Annotated in this window: 14 protein-coding genes; 4 read left to right on the top strand and 10 right to left on the bottom strand. The window is 68.1% G+C overall.

Features of this window, described 5'->3' with window-relative positions:
- Positions 1-16: 16 nt before the first annotated feature.
- The 4 genes from ABIC50_RS17845 to ABIC50_RS17830 all read right to left on the bottom strand — a co-directional run bounded on the left by ABIC50_RS17845 (position 17) and on the right by ABIC50_RS17830 (position 4,985).
- Entirely contained in the window at positions 17-1,081 is a 1,065-nt protein-coding gene (locus ABIC50_RS17845; protein WP_354165838.1) for a substrate-binding domain-containing protein, read from the bottom strand.
- A gap of 8 nt (positions 1,082-1,089) precedes the next feature.
- Positions 1,090-1,881 carry a thiosulfate dehydrogenase gene (gene tetH / locus ABIC50_RS17840; RefSeq protein WP_354165835.1) on the bottom strand — a complete coding sequence of 264 codons (792 nt, stop codon included), beginning with the start codon at positions 1,879-1,881 and terminating at the stop codon, positions 1,090-1,092.
- Between the two features lie 216 nt (positions 1,882-2,097).
- Positions 2,098-3,390: an MFS transporter gene (locus tag ABIC50_RS17835; RefSeq protein WP_354165833.1), complete on the bottom strand. Its 1,293-nt coding sequence runs from the start codon at positions 3,388-3,390 to the stop codon at positions 2,098-2,100.
- 131 nt (positions 3,391-3,521) lie between these two features.
- Complete coding sequence (locus ABIC50_RS17830) at positions 3,522-4,985, bottom strand: mannitol dehydrogenase family protein (RefSeq protein WP_502913474.1); 1,464 nt, start codon at positions 4,983-4,985, stop codon at positions 3,522-3,524.
- Positions 4,986-5,141: 156 nt separating this feature from the next.
- On the opposite strand from ABIC50_RS17830, the gene ABIC50_RS17825 reads away from it, so the two are divergent.
- From ABIC50_RS17825 to ABIC50_RS17815, 3 genes are read left to right on the top strand one after another with little or no spacing between them, the layout of a single operon-like run.
- Positions 5,142-5,873: a GntR family transcriptional regulator gene (locus tag ABIC50_RS17825; RefSeq protein WP_165753781.1), complete on the top strand. Its 732-nt coding sequence runs from the start codon at positions 5,142-5,144 to the stop codon at positions 5,871-5,873.
- 28 nt (positions 5,874-5,901) lie between these two features.
- The gene (gene manD, locus ABIC50_RS17820) at positions 5,902-7,110 is read left to right on the top strand and encodes a D-mannonate dehydratase ManD (RefSeq protein ID WP_354165831.1); all 1,209 of its coding nucleotides are present in this window, start codon (positions 5,902-5,904) and stop codon (positions 7,108-7,110) included.
- A gap of 28 nt (positions 7,111-7,138) precedes the next feature.
- Positions 7,139-8,170: a Zn-dependent oxidoreductase gene (locus ABIC50_RS17815; protein ID WP_354165828.1), complete on the top strand. Its 1,032-nt coding sequence runs from the start codon at positions 7,139-7,141 to the stop codon at positions 8,168-8,170.
- Positions 8,171-8,266: 96 nt separating this feature from the next.
- Here the strand turns inward: ABIC50_RS17815 and ABIC50_RS17810 are convergent, their stop codons facing one another.
- On the bottom strand, positions 8,267-10,444 hold the full coding sequence (locus ABIC50_RS17810) for a TonB-dependent siderophore receptor (RefSeq protein WP_354165826.1): 2,178 nt from the start codon (positions 10,442-10,444) through the stop codon (positions 8,267-8,269).
- 387 nt (positions 10,445-10,831) lie between these two features.
- Between ABIC50_RS17810 and ABIC50_RS17805 the strand changes: the two genes are divergently transcribed.
- Entirely contained in the window at positions 10,832-11,278 is a 447-nt protein-coding gene (locus ABIC50_RS17805) for a hypothetical protein (protein ID WP_354165824.1), read from the top strand.
- A gap of 60 nt (positions 11,279-11,338) precedes the next feature.
- On the opposite strand, the gene ABIC50_RS17800 is transcribed toward ABIC50_RS17805, so the two are convergent.
- The 5 genes from ABIC50_RS17800 to ABIC50_RS17780 all read right to left on the bottom strand — a co-directional run bounded on the left by ABIC50_RS17800 (position 11,339) and on the right by ABIC50_RS17780 (position 17,159).
- Positions 11,339-12,430 carry a porin gene (locus ABIC50_RS17800; protein WP_354165821.1) on the bottom strand — a complete coding sequence of 364 codons (1,092 nt, stop codon included), beginning with the start codon at positions 12,428-12,430 and terminating at the stop codon, positions 11,339-11,341.
- A 103-nt stretch (positions 12,431-12,533) separates the two neighbouring features.
- On the bottom strand, positions 12,534-13,877 hold the full coding sequence (locus ABIC50_RS17795) for an MFS transporter (RefSeq protein ID WP_354165820.1): 1,344 nt from the start codon (positions 13,875-13,877) through the stop codon (positions 12,534-12,536).
- 130 nt (positions 13,878-14,007) lie between these two features.
- Entirely contained in the window at positions 14,008-15,069 is a 1,062-nt protein-coding gene (locus tag ABIC50_RS17790) for a Rieske 2Fe-2S domain-containing protein (protein ID WP_354165818.1), read from the bottom strand.
- Between the two features lie 48 nt (positions 15,070-15,117).
- On the bottom strand, positions 15,118-16,083 hold the full coding sequence (locus ABIC50_RS17785; protein WP_354165816.1) for a PDR/VanB family oxidoreductase: 966 nt from the start codon (positions 16,081-16,083) through the stop codon (positions 15,118-15,120).
- Positions 16,080-17,159 (bottom strand): aromatic ring-hydroxylating dioxygenase subunit alpha, encoded by a 1,080-nt coding sequence (locus ABIC50_RS17780; protein ID WP_354165918.1) that lies wholly within the window; start codon positions 17,157-17,159, stop codon positions 16,080-16,082. Before ABIC50_RS17780 ends, ABIC50_RS17785 begins: the two co-directional genes overlap by 4 nt.
- Between the last annotated feature and the right edge of the window lie 163 nt (positions 17,160-17,322).

Below are 17,322 nucleotides of genomic sequence, written 5' to 3'. Positions count from 1 at the left end.
GCGTGCGTTCGCGTACTTAGCCCGCGTCGGGCCGGTCTTGCCGTGGCGCGAGAGGCGGCGCGAGATGTGGCGTCGGCGCCGTCGCGTCGTATTGCCCGAAGCCGTAGCGCGCGAAAATCCGGAATGCGTCCGGCGACCGGATGAACGCCAGCCATGCACGCGCGGCTTCCGGATGCGGCGCGTGCTTCACCATCGCGCCCGCATAGATCGCCGTCGTATTGTGCGCGGGCGGAATGTCGATGTGCATCAGCGGATGCCCGGCCTGTTCCTGGAACGCCGCTTCCGACTGCCACAGCACGCCGGCGTCCGCGCGGCCCTGCATCAGGAACAGCGCGGTTTCCCGATGATGGATGTGCGTGAGTTCGGTCGTGCCGGTGCGCACCTTGTCGTCGTAGACGGTGCGCGCGAGCGCATCGCCGCCGGCCTTCACGAGCGACGCGCGAATCTGCCGCGCGACGCCTTCGAATGCCGGGTTCGGCATCGCGAGCTGCACGTCGGGCCGCGCGAGGTCGTTCAGCGACGCGATGTGCTTCGGATTGCCGGCGCGCACCATGATCGTCAGCTGGTTCGTCACGTACGGCACGGCCGGGCCTTCGAGCGTGCCGTCCGCGATCAGCTCGTCGATCTTGCCGAGCCCCGCGAAATACGCGTCGGGCTTGACCGTCCACGTCATGTTGCCCACGGTGATCGTGCCGCCCGCGTGAATCTGCTTCACGAGCAAGCCGGGCGGGATCGTTTCCCAGTAGATGCGGCCGCGGTATTCGGGATGATCGGCCTCGAACTTCGCGACGAGCGGCGCCATCGCGAAGAAGTAATTGCCGCCGACGTACAGGACGAGCTTCGGTGCGGTGAGGTCGCCATGGAAATCGGCGAGCACGTCGACCTGCGGCACCGTGAATTCGAGGCCGCGGTTCGTCGCGTCGTTGTTGCGGCCGTCCTGCCACGGCGGAAAGATGCTGGTGGAAGGGGCGGCCGGTGCGGCGAGCGACAGCGCCGACGTGCAGCAGAGCGCGGCCAGCGCCGCAGGCAGCGCCGTGCGCCACCGGCGTTGCAACGGAGCGCGCGTACGGATCGATGTCATGGCGCGCCTCATTTCGCGTAGGTGAAACCGGCGTGCTGCAGTTCGGGCAGCGTGCCGACCGCGCCCGGCGTGACGATCGCCGACGGAATCACATGGTTGGTCAGGTCGGCCGCGAGTGCGTCGAGCGGTAGCTTGTCCGGATTCGCGCTCGCGCGGTCGAGCCGTTCGGCGAGTTCCCAGATCGCGTTGTGGCACGACAGGAACACGACACCGCGCTGCTCGAGTGCGGCGATGCTGTTGTCGTGCGACGAGAATGCGCCGTCGGCCAGTTCGTGGTCGTGCGCGTCTTTCGACTGCGCGGGTTTCGCGGCGAGCAGCGTGTTGGTCGCAAACGCGGCGCCCGCGAATTTAGCGAGGCCGTATTTGTCCCACGCGAACTGGTCGAACAGTGCGAGATGCGCGGCGCCGTGCGTGGCCGACACGACGAGGAAGTCCGGATGACCGAAGCCCCAGATCTGCGCGTTCAGCGCATTGCGCATCAGGTTCAGCCACGGGCCGCCGAGCTCGGTGTTGTCCCACACCTGCTTCGGGCCGCCGCGATAGCCGATCACTTCCATGAGCGCCGCGTGATCCCATTGATCGGGGCGCTCGACGATCATCGGCACCGTCTTGAAGTCGCGCCGTCTCGGCGTGGCTGCGAGGCGGCGGCTGAGCTCGGCGAGGTGCGTCGCGCCGCTGGCCAGCAGCGCGCCGGTTTCGGGTGTGGCCGCCTGGGCGACGCGCGCTGCGCCGAGCAGCGCGGTGCCGGCCGCGAGGCCGAGTGTCTTGAGCGCGCCGCGGCGCGCATGCCGGTCGGACATCGAACTCTCCCATATCGTTGTTGTGGGGGGCGTGCCGCATCGCCGTGCTGCCGGCGATGCGTCGCCATCGCGTAGCCAGTCTAGGGGCGCGCGATCGATACCGGAAATCGCGATATCGGATGGGAGATATTCGAGGGGGCGATGATTGACGCAAACGACAAGGCCGCGCGGCGCCGGTTCATGCGGCGCCGCGCGGCCTTCGTCAGCCGTGGAAAGTCAGTGCACGGTGCGTTCGCGCAGCACGTTCGACGGTCGCGCGTTGCGCACGAATACGCCGGCCAGCACCGCGCCCGCGAGGGCGATCGCGCCGGCCAGCACGAACGCGGACGCGAACGAGCCGCTGCGCTCGACGATGAAGCCGGTCACGGCCGGCCCGATCACGCCCGACAGGCTGCCCATGCAATGCAGGAAGCCGCTGACGCCGCCCACGCGAGCCGGATGCACGACGTCCTGCACGATCGCCCAGTAGATCGCGCCCGTCACATACAGGAAGAACAGCGACACCGACATCAGCGCGACCGCGCCCTGCGTCGACTGCACGGCGCCCGCGACGGCCACGCACGCGCCCGCGCCGAGCAGGCAGGTGACGAGCACGATCCGGCCCGACAGCAGCAGGTTGCCGGTGAGCCGGTACAGCGCATCCGAGATCGCGCCGCCGCACGCGAGGCCGACCGTGCCGACGAGCCAGGGCACGACGGTGGCGACGCTCATCTCCTTGATGTTCAGATGGTGCGCACGCATGAGGTAGCTCGGGAACCAGCTCAGGAAGAAGAACAGCACGTAGTTGTAGCTGAAGAATGCGGCGGCCGTCGCGATGATGCGCGGCTGGCGCACGTAGTGCGACAGCGTGTGCGTCGGCGTTGCGGCGGCCGCCGCGGGCGCATGGGCGGGCGATGCCGCACGCGTCGCAGCACGCGCGTCCGATGCGTCGCCGACCGGCGTGGCCGGACGGTCCGACGTCGACATCATCCACACGACGACCCACGCGAGCCCGATCGCGCACACGATCCAGAAGGCCGGACGCCAGCCGAACTGCGCGGCCAGCAGGCCGACGATCGGCCCGGCGATCGCGCCGCCGAGCGGCGAGCCGGCGCTGAGCAGGCCCATCGCGGTCGCGGCGCCGTCGCGCGGCAGCCAGTTGTTGACCATCTTGTTCGCGGCCGAGCACAGCGGCCCTTCGGCCATGCCGAACAGCAGCCGCACGATCAGCAGGCTCACGAAGCCGACGGTGAGCGCGGTCATCCCGCAGAACACCGACCACAGTCCGACCGACAGCACGTACACGAGCTTCGGCCCGAGCCGGTCGGACGCGAGCCCGCCGATGAAATTGAACAGCGCGTAGCCGATGAAGAACGTGCTGAACACGAGGCCCATCTGCGCGGCATCGATGCCGAGATCGGTCTGCACGATCGGCGCGACGATCGATAGCGCGACGCGGTCGAGATAGTTGATCCCGTACACCAGGAACAGCAGGAACACCGTGAACCACGCCTGCGACTTCTGCTTCATTGTCTGTCTCCTTCGTGCCGGTGGGCCGGCCGTCATGTCGTGTCGATCGTTCGCCGCGCCGGTATCGCCGTCAGCGGGCACGGGTGTTGCGAGGTTCGCTGCGGTTGCGGCGAACCGTGATGAGCGTTCGTTCAGCGTGCGTGCAACGGCGCGAGCAGCGCGTCGGTGCCGTGCGTGCGCAGCGTCGACAGATGCGCGCCGACACGCGCGATCAACGCATCGGGCCACACAGTCGAAGCGGTGAGCGCGCTGCTGCCGAGCGCTGCGCGAATCGCGCCGGTTGCATCGCCGGCCGCCGCGAGCGTCGCGCCGAGCGCTGCCGCGCCCGGATCGTTGATCGCGAGCGGCTGCCCCGACTCGTCGCGCGCGGTGGCGACGTAGTGCAGCCACAGCGCGAGCGCGCGTTCCAGATACGGACGCTCGACCCCGGCCGCCGCGCTTTCGGCGAGCGCCGGCAGCCAGCGCAGCGGCACCTTCTGCGTGCCGTCCATCGCGATCTGTTCGGTGCGATGCGCGAGCGTCGGATTGCGAAAGCGCTGCACGAGCGTCGCGCAATAGCCATGCGCGTCGTAACCGGACGGCACGTCGACGGTTGCGAGCAGGTCGCGCGTCATCACGCCGTCGACGAGCGCCGCGATCGCCGGATCGGCCATCGCGTCGGACACGGTCGCGCGGCCGCGCAACTGCCCCGCATACGCGATCGCCGAATGCGAGCCGTTCAGCAACCGCAGCTTCATCGTTTCGTAGGGCCGCACGTCGCCGACGAGGTGCGCGCCCGCGTCTTCCCAGCGCGGGCGCGGGCCGGCGAAGCGATCCTCGATTACCCATTGCGAGAACGGCTCGCAGACGATCGCGGCTACGTCACGCGCGCCGAGATGCGCGTGCGCCCAGTCGAGCGATTCGGGCGTCGCGGCCGGCACGATCCGGTCGACCATGCTGTTCGGGAACGCGACGTCGTCGCGGATGCGCCGCGCGAGCGCGCCGTCGATGCGTTCCGCATAGTCGATCAGCAGCGCGCGCAGCGTGTCGCCGTTCGACGTCATGTTGTCGCAGCACACGACGGTCAGCGGCGCATGCGCCGGCCGCCGGCGCAGGCCGGCCGCGATCACGCCGAGCGCGGTGCGCGGCGCGTCGGGCGTCGCGAGATCCTGGCGAATCGCGGGATCGTCGGCATCGAGACCGCCGCCGGGGCGGCGGCAATAGCCTTTCTCGGTCACGGTCAGGCTGACGATCGCCACCGCCGGGTCGGCGATCAGCGCCAGCAGCGCGGGCAGCGATTCGGGCGCGAAGAGCGCGCCGTGCACCGCGCCGACGATGCGCGTGCGTGCGCCGTGGCCGTCGCGTTCGGTCACCGTGTACAGATGATCCTGCGCGGCGAGCAGGTCGACGGTATGGCGCCGGCGCAGCTCGACGCCGACGATCCCCCAGCGCAGATCGCCCTGTTCCAGCACCGTTTCCGTATGCAGCGCCTGGTGCGCGCGATGGAATGCGCCGAGGCCGAGATGGACGATGCCGGTGCGGACCGCCCGGCGGTCATAACGGGGGCGGCGGGTGCCGGGCGGCGCGGTGCGCAGGAAATCGGGGGTGGATGACATGGGGATCAGGTGTGGCGCGTACCATGGTAGATGGTCGAATGCGTGCAGGTTATTTCGAGTTTCCTTGTGAAGTTATCGGTGTAAACGCTAGATCGCCGGAATTCGGCTGGGTCTGTACCATGGTAGTTATCGATATCGAGGCGGATCAATCGCACCATGAGCGAAACGGCAGTACTGGAAGAAGGTGACGTCGTCGTCACGGCGTTGCAGGGGTTCTCGCTGGACGAGAGCCGGTCATATACGGAGCAGGTGCATGCGCTCCTGCGCCACGCGATCGTGCGCGGCGCGCTGCCGCCGCGCACCGCGCTGTCGGAGGCGGTGATCTCCACGACGATCAAGGTCAGCCGCACGCCGGTGCGTGAAGCGTTCGCGCAGCTCGCCGACGAGCGGCTCGTGCAGATCATCCGCAAGGTCGGCACGCTGGTCGCGCCGATTCCGGTGTCGATCCTCGAGGAAGGGCGCTTCGCGCGCAGCACGCTCGAATGCGCGAACCACGTCGAGCTCGCGCAGAAGATCACGCCGGCGCAGCTCGCGGAGCTGTCGCGGATCATCGACGCGCAGCGCGACGCCGTGGCCGCCGGCGATGTCGAAGCGTTCTTCGATCTCGACGAGGCGATGCACGGGCGGATGTTCGCGTTCGCGGGCCGGCCGCACGTATGGGAAATGCTGCAGCCGATGAAGCGCCAGTTCGACCGCGTGCGCTGGCTGCTGCTCGATCGCGTCGAGGATCACGCGCGCCGCGCGCTGCAGGAACACGAACAGATCCTCGCGCACATCGCGTCGCGCAACATGGCGTTGCTCGGCGCGTCGGTCGCGGCGCACGTCGACCGGATCGGCTCGCACCTGCCGGACGTGCGCAGCCGCGCGCCGCATTACTTTGTCGACTGACATCTGAATCGCCCGCTGGAGGAGCGCAGTGAAAATCGAACGCTTGCAGACCATCGTCACGTGTCCGGGCCGGAACTTCGTGACGGTGAAGATCGTGACCGACGAGGGCGTCCACGGCCTCGGCGACGCGACGCTCAACGGGCGCGAGCTCGCGGTGCGCGCGTACCTGGAAGACCACGTGTTCCCGTGCCTCGTCGGCCGCGACCCGCGCAACATCGAGGACATCTGGCAATACCTGTATCGCGGCGCGTACTGGCGGCGCGGGCCCGTGACGATGACGGCGATCGCCGCGATCGACATGGCGCTGTGGGACATCCTGGGCAAGCTCGCGGGCATGCCGGTCTACCGGCTGCTCGGCGGCAAGAGCCGCGACGGCCTGATGGTGTACGGCCACGCGAACGGGCGCGATCACGAGGAAGCGGTCGACGCGGTGCGTGCGCACATCGAGGCCGGCTATCGCGCGATCCGCGTGCAGTCGGGCGTGCCGGGGCTCGACAAGGTGTACGGCGTCGGCAAGACGGCCGGCGCGTACGAGCCGGCCGAGAAGGGGCTGCCGCCCGAGGAGCCGTGGGACACCGCGCTCTACCTGCGTCACACGCCGGAACTGTTCCGCAAGGTGCGCGACGCGGTCGGCGATGCGCCGCACCTGCTGCACGACGCGCATCACCGGCTCACGCCGATCGAGGCCGCGCGGCTCGGCCGCGACCTCGAGCCGCACCGGCTGTTCTGGCTCGAGGACGCGACGCCCGCGGAGAACCAGGACGCATTCCGCCTGATCCGCCAGCACACGACGACGCCGCTCGCGGTCGGTGAGGTGTTCAACTCGATCTGGGATTGCAAGGACCTGATCCGCGACCAGCTGATCGACTACATCCGCGCGACGATCGCGCACGCGGGCGGCATCACGCACGTGCGGCGCATCGCCGATTACGCGGCGATGTACCAGGTGCGCACCGGCTTCCACGGCGCGACGGACCTGTCGCCCGTCTGCATGGCGGCGGCCGTGAACTTCGGGCTGTGGGCGCCGAACTTCGGCATCCAGGAACTGATGCCGCACAGCGCGCTGACCGATGAAGTGTTTCCGCACAACTACCGCTTCGAGGACGGCTATCTCGTGATGGACGACGTGCCGGGCCTCGGCGTCGACATCGACGAGACGCTGGCCGCGAAATATCCGTACGAGCGCGCTTACCTGCCGGTTGCACGGCTGCGCGACGGCTCGATGTGGAACTGGTGAGCCGCGAAGACCGAAGGAGAGAACCGAAATGTTGAGCGTCGTTGTCGATCGTCCGAACAGCATGGGCGTGCGTGAAGTGCCGCTGCCCGTGCCCGCCGCCGGCGAGGTGCGCGTGAAGGTGCGCTATGCGGGCATCTGCGGGTCGGACCTGCACATCTTTCACGGCAAGAATCCGTTCGTGTCGTACCCGCGCATCATCGGCCATGAATTCGTCGGCACGATCGAGTCGGTTGGCGCGGGCGTCGATGCCGCTCGGCTCGGCGAGACCGTCGCGGTCGATCCGGTGATCAGCTGCGGGCATTGCCACGCGTGCACGATCGGCCGGCGCAACGTGTGCCGGCACCTGAGCGTGCTCGGTGTGCATCGTGACGGCGGCTTCAGCCAGTACACGTGCGTGCCGGCCGGCAATGCGTACCGGATTCCGGACGCGATCGCCGACACCTGCGCGGCGATCGTCGAGCCGTTCGCGGTGGCCGCGAACGCGACGTCGCGCACCGGCGTGCTGCCGGGCGATGTCGCGCTGATCTACGGCGCCGGCACCGTCGGGCTGACGATCCTGCAGGTGCTCAAGCGCGTGTACGGCATTCGCGCGTTCATCACCGACCGGCTCGACGCGCGGCTGCAACTCGCGCGCAAGTGCGGCGCGGCGGAAGACGAGATCATCAACACGAGCGTCGAGTCGCTGCCCGACGCGCTGGCCAAGCGCGGCGTCGACGGCGGCCCGACGCTGATCTTCGATGCGGTCTGCCATCCGTCGATTCTCGAGGAGGCCGTGACGATCGCTGCGCCGGCCGGCCGGATCGGCGTGCTCGGGTTTTCGTCGGAGCCGTCGGCGATCGTGCAGGCCGAGCTGACGAAGAAGGAGCTGACGCTCGCCGCATCGCGGCTCAACTGCGCGATGTTCCCGCAGGTAATCGACTGGATTGCGCGCGGGCTGATCGAGCCCGAGCACATCGTCACGCACAAGGTCGGCTTTCGCGACGTCGCGCAGGCGTTCGAGATGGCCGAGCACAATCCCGCGGAAAGCTGCAAGATCCTGCTCGATTTCGGGGGCGGTTGATCGCGCGTTCAGTTCATACCGGTTCGTGTCGCCGGCCGGCGTGCGTCGCGTGCGTCGCGCGTGTCGCGCGGCCCGGCCGGCCGGTGCGACGGTGTGTCAGAACGACACTGTCGTCGTCAGCGTGACGAGCCGCGGCTCGCCGACCGCGACGATCAGGTTGCTGTTACTCGACGGATAGTAGGTTTTGTCGAGCAGGTTCTTCACGTTGAGCTGGATGCGCGTCGGGAACTTGCCGATCGTCGTTTCATAGGCCGCGAACGCATCGACGGTCACGTAGCCGGGCAGCGTGAAGCTGTTCGCGGTGTCCCCGGGCCGTGCGCCGACGAGCCGCGCGCCGCCGCCGAAGCGCCAGCGGCCGGGCAGGTTGGCGATCGCCGTGTCATACACGGCGAACAGGCTGCCGGTGTGACGCGCGACGTTGACGAGCGACGTGTTGCTGTCGCGATCGTTCGCGTTCGTGTACGCGTAGCTGCCGATCAGGCTCAGGTGCCGCGTGATCTGCCCCGCAACGTCGAGCTCGATCCCGCGCGAGCGCGCGGTGCCGATCGTCGACGTGATGTCGTCCACTGTTACCGCGACGTTGCGCTTGTCGATCTGGTAGGCCGCGAGCGTGCCGGTGATGCCGGGCTTCAGGTCGAACTTCAGGCCGGCTTCCAGCACGCGGCCGAATTCCGGCGCGAGCGGTGACGTGACATTCGACGCGACGTTCGGCTTGAACGAGCGGCTCACGTTCGCATACGCGGTCAGCGACGGCGTGAGCGCATACGCGAGCCCGAACTGCGGCAGCCACACGTTGCCGTGCGAGCGGTCGGCGAACGCGAACGGCCGCCCCATCCCCGATTCCTGCTGCCAGTCCTCCCAGCGCAGCCCGCCGACCGCGGTGAGCCGGTCGGTGATCTTCACCGAGTCCTGCACGATCATCGAATACGTGTGGACCTTTGACAGCGAATCGCTCGACTTCACGTTCGGCGTGCCGCCCGGCGCGAGCAGGCCGTAGACGGGATCGTAGAGATCGAAGCCCTTGATCGCCTTGCCGCGGATCGTGTCGCCGCGGAAGCTGCGCTGCCGTTCGTATTCGCCACCGATGTAGAGCGCGTGATTCATCCCCGCGAGCGTCAGGTTGCCGAGCAGGCCGAGCGTCGCGATCTGGTCGGAGTCGTTGCGCCCGAGGTTCGCGTCGGCCGTGCGCGTCATCGCGCCGGTCGCGCTGTTGAAGGCGGTGCCGCGGGCGATGTACTGATCGTAGCGGTCGCGGCCCCAGCCGTACGTCGCGCGCACGCGCCACGCGTCGGAGAAGCGGTGCTCGACGCGCGCCCGCAGCGTTTCCTGGATCCCGCTGCTTTGCGCCCACGGTTCGTCGTAGCGGCGATAGCGCAGCCCATCGTCGGGGCGGCCGTTCACGAGCACGGTGCCGCGATCGAACGGCATCGTGTAGTCGACGTACTGGTAGCTGACGTCGATCGACGTGTTCGCGTCGTGCCACGACAGCGCGGGCGCGATCAGCGCGTTGCGTTCGCGGCCGAAGCTGCGCCAGTAGCGGCTCGTGTCGTATTCGCCGGTGAGCCGGAACGCGAGCGTGCCGCCCGCGACCTGGCCGGGTTTGCCCAGCGGGCCCGTCAGGTCGAACTGCGCGCTGCTGCCGCCGTGGCTCGTGCGCGATGCGGAGATCGAGCCGCCGAACGTGTCCTCCGGCTTGCGCGTGATGAGGTTGATCACGCCGCCCGGGTCCTGCATCCCGTACAGCAGCGAAGCCGGGCCCTTCAGCACTTCGACGCGGTCGATCGTCGCGAGATAGCTGTGCAGCACCGGCGTGCGGACGCCGTCGACGAGCACCGAGCCGTCGTTGTTCGAACCGAAACCGCGCTTGATGAACGCGTCGCGCGTGCCGCCGAGCGTGTTGGTCTGCGTGATGCCGCTGATGTTGCTGAGCACGTCGTCGAGCGAGCGCGCCTGCTGGTCCTGCATCACGCTGCTGCTGACCACGGCGACCGCTTGCGGGATCTCCTTGATGGGGCGCGCGTCGCCGCCGGCGATGCTGCTGGTGCGCGGCTGATAGCCGACGGTCGGATCGGCGACCGCCGATGCGTTGACGCTGATCGTCGGCAGTTCGCGTTCGGGTGGCGATACGGATGCCGGTGCGGGCGCGGATGCCGCCTGGGCGGGCTCCGCCTCGGCATGCGCGCCGCTGGCGACGCAAAGGGTGATCAGGGCAGGCAGGCTCGCGCGCCACGGGCGCAAGGTCCGCGCGCGGCGGGACGTTCGACGGGATGGCATGAATCGATGAGTGACGGAGTGCTAAGGACGGAGGCACAGGCCGCAGCGCTTCACTGCGGCGCTGCGGCAGGATGCGCATGATATAGGTAATGAGAATCGTTTGCAATTGTAACGAGGCCGATACGGACCGTGAACCGCGATTGCCGGGCCGTCGGCCGTCTGCTACCGTAGCGGCCAAAATCAGACGCAGTGAAATCCAATGAGAGCCGGGGGCCGCACCATGTCATCTTCCTGTCACAGCGCGTGCAGCGCGGTCAACCGTGCGGGTGATGAAGTGATCGCAGCCGTGTTCCGCCATTCGAACGCATAAAGCAACGGAAGCGAATTCATCCGGCGTAGCGCCGGGCTTCAATCACTTCAATCACCACGCTAGAGGGGAGACCACCCATGAACAAGATTTCCGCGCCGTTCGCGGCGGTGACGCTTGCGGCCTGCGCGCTGCTGGCGGGCATTCAGCAGACCGCTTGCGCGGCTTCGGCCGCCGAGCCCGCGATCGACGCGCATTACGGCGCCGTGATCGAGGCCTACACGCGCGACATGGCCGCCGCGAAGACGAAGTACGACGGCAAGCGCCTCGTGTTCGTCGGCGCCGTGATCCGGATGGGCAGCGACCCGGGCGGCACGTACTTCGGCGCGCTGACGACCGACGGCGAACAGTTCGATGCGCACTTCGACGTGGCCGATCAGGCTGCGCTGAAACCGAAATTCCCCGGCGGCGAGATCAAGCCGTTCACGGCGTCCGCGAATTTCCGCTTCAGCTGCGTGAACGAAGGCTATATCGATGCGCCCGTGTTGCCGGGGCTGAAGCTCGCGCATTGCCGGTTGGAGGGCTGACGTCCGGCACGCGGGGATCGCGAGCGGCGGCGAGCCGCCGCAACGGCGCTGCCCGGGCCGTCAGAATTTCTGCTGAATCCCGGCCATGACGCCCAACTGGTTGCGGCCTGTCGCGACGGTTCCACCCGCGGCCACCGCATTGGCGGCGGTGGCGCTGTTGAACATGTAGCCCACCGACGTATAGACGGTCGTCCGCTTGGACAGGAAATAGTTCGCGCGGCCGACGAGCAGCGTGGCGTTCGTGCCTTCGCTGTTTTCGCGACGCTGCAGGTAGCGCACGCCCTGCAGGTCGAGCGCGAGGTAGGGCGTTGCGTAGTACGTGCCGCCCGCGAACACGATGTCGGCCTGCAGGTGTGCGGCCGCCGCGAGATTGCGGCGGATCCAGCCGGCGCCGAGTTTCGCGGGGCCGATCTTCACGTAGCCGGCGACGATGTCGCGCGTGTCGGTGTACGCCGGATTGTTCAGCGGTGCGAGCGCGCCGCCGCCGCCGCGCATCACGTCGTGCGACGCGGCCAGCCCGAAATTGCTCGCGTCATAGGCGAGCATCGCCGTGTACTGCCGGCACGCGACGATGTCGCCGGGCACCTGGCCGGCGCAGCCCGTCGCCGACGGTCCAGCCGGCCCGGCCGCGTCGCGGCCGAAGCTGTAGGTGGCGCCGAGCGTCACGCCGTGGAACGTGCCCTTGTAGCCGATCGCATTGTCGCTGCGCGAGTTCGGCAGGTAGGAGTCGAAATCCGCCATCGAATGAATCGACGGGCCGATCACGTCGGCATTGGTCAGCACGATCATCGTCATGTTCATCTGACGGCCGAGGGTCAGCGCGCCGAACGGACTGTTTACGCCCACGTTGGCCTGCCGCCCGAACAGGCGCCCGCCATAGTTCAATGCGCCGGTGCCGGGCTGGAAGCCGTTTTCGAGCACGAAGAAGGCCTGGTAGCCGCCGCCGAGATCCTCCGTGCCTCTCAGGCCCCAGCGTGACGGAACCTCGCCCGTCAGCGTCGGCATCCCGGTGAACGACCCGCCGTGCGCGGCGTTGTTGTAGTAGGACACGCCGGTATCGATGATCCCGTACAGCGTGACGCTGCTTTGCGCGGAGGCCGGTCCGGCCAGCGCCATCGCCGTCGCGAGCGCGACGCCCAGTTTCGTTTTCATGGCTGTCTCCAAACAGTATGTAGATCTACTTATCGTTTTTTTGATTGCCCCGGACATGCCGGGGGTACCGACGGGTATCGGTCGAGCCTGCGGGTGTCGTGCGTTACGACAGCGCCGGATCGCGTTGCCGGTGCAGTGCCGCGGCGCGCCCGCCCGCCACGGCGACGGCGATGGCCGCGCCGGCCAGCGGCACGAGGAACGCGAGATAGAGATGGGACACGGACCAGCCGTCGTCCAGCAGCGCGCCGACCGTCATCGGCGACAGGATCGCGCCGAGGCGGCCGATGCCGACGGCGAGACCGATGCCGGTCGTGCGGATCTCGGTCGGATACGGCGTCGGCGACAGCGCATACATGCCGGCCACGCACGCATTGATCACGGCGCCGAGGAACACCGCGACCGTCATGCCGATGCCGAGCGAGCCGGTGTTCGCGCCGAACACGACCATCAGCACGCCGCCCAGCAGCAGCGTCGCGCCCAGCAGGTTGCGCAGGCCGAACCGCGTCGACAGCAGGCTGAAGAGCGACGCGCCCGCGATGCCGCCGAGATTGAGCAGCACGCCGCCGGTCACGCCCTGCGATGCCGACATGCCGGCCTGGACCAGCAGTTTCGGCGTCCAGCTCACGACGAAGTAGAAGCTCCCCATCACGAGAAAGAACGCGATCCACAGCGCGATCGTGCGGCGCGTGAGCGGTGCGCGCAGCACGGCCGTCCAGCTCGACGCGGGGTTCGCCGTGTCGACGGAAGCGGCCGCGGCCGGCAGCGTGTCGATCGGCGCGCGCTTCATTCTCGCGAGGATGCGGTTGATCTTCAGCAGCGCGTCGTCCGGACGCCGCGCCAGCAGGAAGTCGAGCGATTCCGGCAGCAGCGCGAGCACCATCGGGATCGACATCAACGTCAGGATGCCGCCGAACGCGAACACGCTGCGCCATCCCCACGTCGACAGCAGGTAACCGGCGATGACGCCGCCGGCGGTGGCGCCGATCGCGTAGCCGGTCGACTGCATGCCGATCGCGGCGCTGCGCCATTTGTTCGACGCGTACTCGCCGCTGATGACGGTCAGGCTCGCCAGCATGCCGCCGATGCCGAGCCCCGTGTACGCACGCGCGGCCGCGAGTTGCAGCGTGCTGTGGGTAGCCGCGCAGGCCAGCATCCCGGTCGAGATCACGGCGAGGCACAGCAGGATGATGCGGCGGCGGCCGACGCGGTCGGCCAACGGCGCGATCAGCACCGAGCCGATGCCCATGCCGGCCAGCCCGGCGCTCAGCAGCAGGCCGATTTCCTTGCCGCTCAGTTTCCATTCGGCGGCCAGATGCGGCGCGGCAAACGCGATGGCCAGCACGTCGAAGCCGTCGAGCATGTTCAGCACGACGCAGGCCGTGACCGCCATCGTCTGAAACGCGCTCATCGGGGATTCGTCGATCGTATTGCGGATATTTGCGCTCACGTCAAAGATCCTTCATAAGAATAGTATGACTAATTGATGGGGATGAAATCGACGCACTGCCGTAGCGAATGGGACGAAAGCGAATGCGTGGGCTGACGGGCAGCCCGGGATACGCGCGCTGGCGCGCTGGCTACGCGGGTTCGGGTTGCAGCAGCAGCCGCTCGATCACGCGCCGCGCGCGATTGGGGCCCGCGTCCACATGAATGTCGATCTGGCGGCGGTCCGGGAACCGCAGCTGGTTCCGGTATTGCGCCTCGATCACGGTCTTGTCCTCGTCGAACGTCGCCGCGGATTGCTCGATGACCGTGCGCGCGACGCGTTCGATGTCGTGCTGCGGATTGGTCGCGACGGTCCAGAAGTAGTGCGTCGTCGTGTCCGTCTCGGGTGTGATGCCGTGGAAGCCGCGCATGTGAAAGCCGCCGCGCGCCGGATCGTGCAGGTCGCCGGTGCCGGCATCCATCGCGCCGGTCCAGATCCGGATGTGCGACACGTGGAATTCGATTTCCTGCCAGCGATCGACGCGCCCCGCGAACGGCCATGCCGCCGTGTAGGTCGGCGGCGGCTCCGAATCGGGCATGCGGCGGACCAGCGTCACCGTGTCGCCGTCGGTGCTGACGCGGGTTTCCGCGCCCATGTGCAGCGACGCGTTGCCGCCGATCGTTTTCAGGTGGACATAGCCGAGGTGGCTCAGGTCCATCAGGTTGTCGTGAATCAGCTGATACGGCGCGTTGTAATGGTAGTGGCCGCCGCCGAACCGGTAGTGCGGATCCGCGTGGAACGGATAGCGCGGCGGCGCGCAGGTCGGTTGAGCGTGCGCGTCGGCGCCGATCCAGATCCACACGATGGCGTCCTGTTCCCGCACCGGATACGATGCCACGCATGCCTTCGCCGGAATCCGGTCCTGGCCGGGAATCTCCACGCAGGCGCCGCCGCGGTCGAACAGCAGGCCGTGATAACCGCAGCGCAGGCCGCGCGCTTCGAGCGAGCCGCACGACAGCGGCAGCGACTTGTGGCAGCAGCGATCCTCCAGCGCACCGACTTCACCGGACGGCAAGCGGAACAGTACGACCGGGCGGTCGAGCAGCGTGCGCGCCACGGGTTTGTCCGTCAGTTCGGATGACAGCGCGGCGACCCACCAACGGTCGACCGGAAACTTAGTAGTATTGATTGGTGGTGCGGCATGATGCGCCATTGATCGTCTCCAGTATTGTGGTTTTCCGCCGCGCGCCGCGCGGTCCGTCTACAGATCGAGTACCAGCAGGTCGCTTCGCGATCGCGAACAGCACGGCATGAACTGATCGCCGGCCGCTTGTTCCGCTTCCGTCAGATACGAGTCGCGATGATCGGGCTCGCCTTCCAGCACGCGCGTCACGCAGGTGCCGCATACGCCTTGCTCGCACGACGTAAGAACGTCGACGCCGTTGGCCGCCAGCGCCGCGACCACCGTGCATTCGGCCGGCACGTCGATCACCTTGCCGCTGCTCGCGATCCTGACCTGGAACGCGCGATCCGCGCCGGACGACGCAACCGCGCCGCCGAAGAACTCGTAATGCAGCCGCTCGTCCGCCCAGTCGCGCTCGCGCGCGGCGCTCAGCACCGCATCCATGAAGCCGCGCGGGCCGCAGACGTACAGGTGCGTGCCGTCAGGTGCCGCGGCGAGCACCGAGGCCAGGTCGAAGCGTTGCGCGGGGTCGCCGTCGTCGACGTGGAAGCGCGCGCGGTCATGGAACCCGGCCGCGTTGATCCGGTCGACGAAGGCCATGCGGTCGGTCGAGCGCGCGCAGTAGTGCATGTCGAACGAGATGCCGGACGAGAACAGCCGTTCCGCCATGCAGAGAATCGGCGTGACGCCGATGCCGCCCGCGAGCAACAGGTGGTGCGGCGCGTCGGGCGCGAGCGGGAATTGATTGCGCGGAAGGCCGATCCGCACGGTATCGCCTTGCCGCACTTCGTCGTGAATGGCGCGCGACCCGCCGCGGCCGTCGGCATCGCGCAGCACCGCGATCTGATAGCGATCGCCGTGCTCCGGGTGATTGCACAGCGAGTACTGGCGCACGAGGCCGCCCGGCAAATGCACGTCGATATGGGCGCCGGCGTCGAAGCGCGGCAACGGCGAACCGTCGTCGCTGACGAATTCGAAGCCGCAGATGTCGCGCGCTTCCTGCCACTTGCGGGCGACCCGCACCATCAGCGTCGCATCGCTCATGACGCCTCCTTGATCTGCGCGACCGGAATCACGGGGCGCTGCGGGCTCGACGCCTGGTCGTCGGCGAGCAGCCGCTCGATCACCTTGCGCGACAGCACGCCGCCGGCGTCGATGTTCAGCTTGAGCAGCTTGCGGTCCGGCCACTGCTCGAGGTTGAGCTGCTGGCGCTCGAGCATCTCGAGATCCTCGGCGAAGATCTTGCCCTGGCCTTCGCGGATTTCGGCGGTCAGCGCGTGATCGTCGGGCCGGAAGTTGCGCGCCATCCCCCAGAAGTACCAGATCGAGGTGTCCGTCTCCGGCGTGATGAAGTCGACCACGATCGACGATGCCTTCAGCTCGGCCGGCGCGTCGTAGCCGCCGTGGCCCGCATGCGCGACGCCCACTTCGATCATTACGTGGCTCGGCGGCGTGAAGCGGCAGATCTGCCAGCGGTCGACCGGCACGTCGTCGGCCAGCCCGTTGCCGCGCAGCGCCATCCGCCAGAACGGCGGCGGCATCACGTTCTGCATGAAGCGGCTCGTGACGACTTCGTCGCCGTTGGCGGTCGTCTTCGGCGCAGCTTCGTCGATTTCCTTCTGGCCGATGCTCGTCGCATGCACGTACGTTTCGTGCGTGAGGTCCATCAGGTTGTCGATCATCAGCCGGTAGTCGCAGCGGATGTGATACAGGCCGCCGCCGTGCGCCCAGGCCGGATCCTCGGCCCACGACAGCGCGGGCAGCCTGGCGGGATCGGCTTCGGACGCCTCGCCCGGCCACACCCAGATGAAGCCGTACCGTTCGACGACGGGGAAGCTGCGAATCGGCGGGAAGCCGCCGACCCGCTGGCCCGGCATGCCGGCCGCCTTGCCGTTGCAGCCCATTTCCAGCCCGTGATAGCCGCACACGAGCACGCCGTCGCGCACGAACCCTAGCGACAGCGGCGCGCCGCGGTGCGGGCAGAAGTCCTCGAGCGCGGCGACCTGGCCGTCCGCCGCGCGGTAAAACACCATCGGCTCGTTGCAGATCTTGCGGCCCAGCGGCTTGCCGTCGATGTCATCGGGCGTGCAGGCCACATACCAAGCGTTCTTGAGAAACACGTTCATCGTCTCCTTCAGGGCGGTGCCGCCGATACGCGGCACGTCGTCATTCCGTGTACTGAATGTGATTCAGTGTACTCATCGAGATTGGCGGGAGCAAGGCGGGCGGTATACTGGTTTTCCCGGGAATGGCGCGAGGCAGCGCCATGCCGTCGGTGCACGC

Origin of the sequence: Burkholderia sp. 567, from assembly GCF_040545115.1 — a bacterium.
GTDB lineage: Bacteria > Pseudomonadota > Gammaproteobacteria > Burkholderiales > Burkholderiaceae > Burkholderia > Burkholderia ambifaria.
The sequence above is the reverse complement of the archived record's forward strand: the minus strand, read 5'-3'. Positions and strand labels throughout refer to the sequence as shown.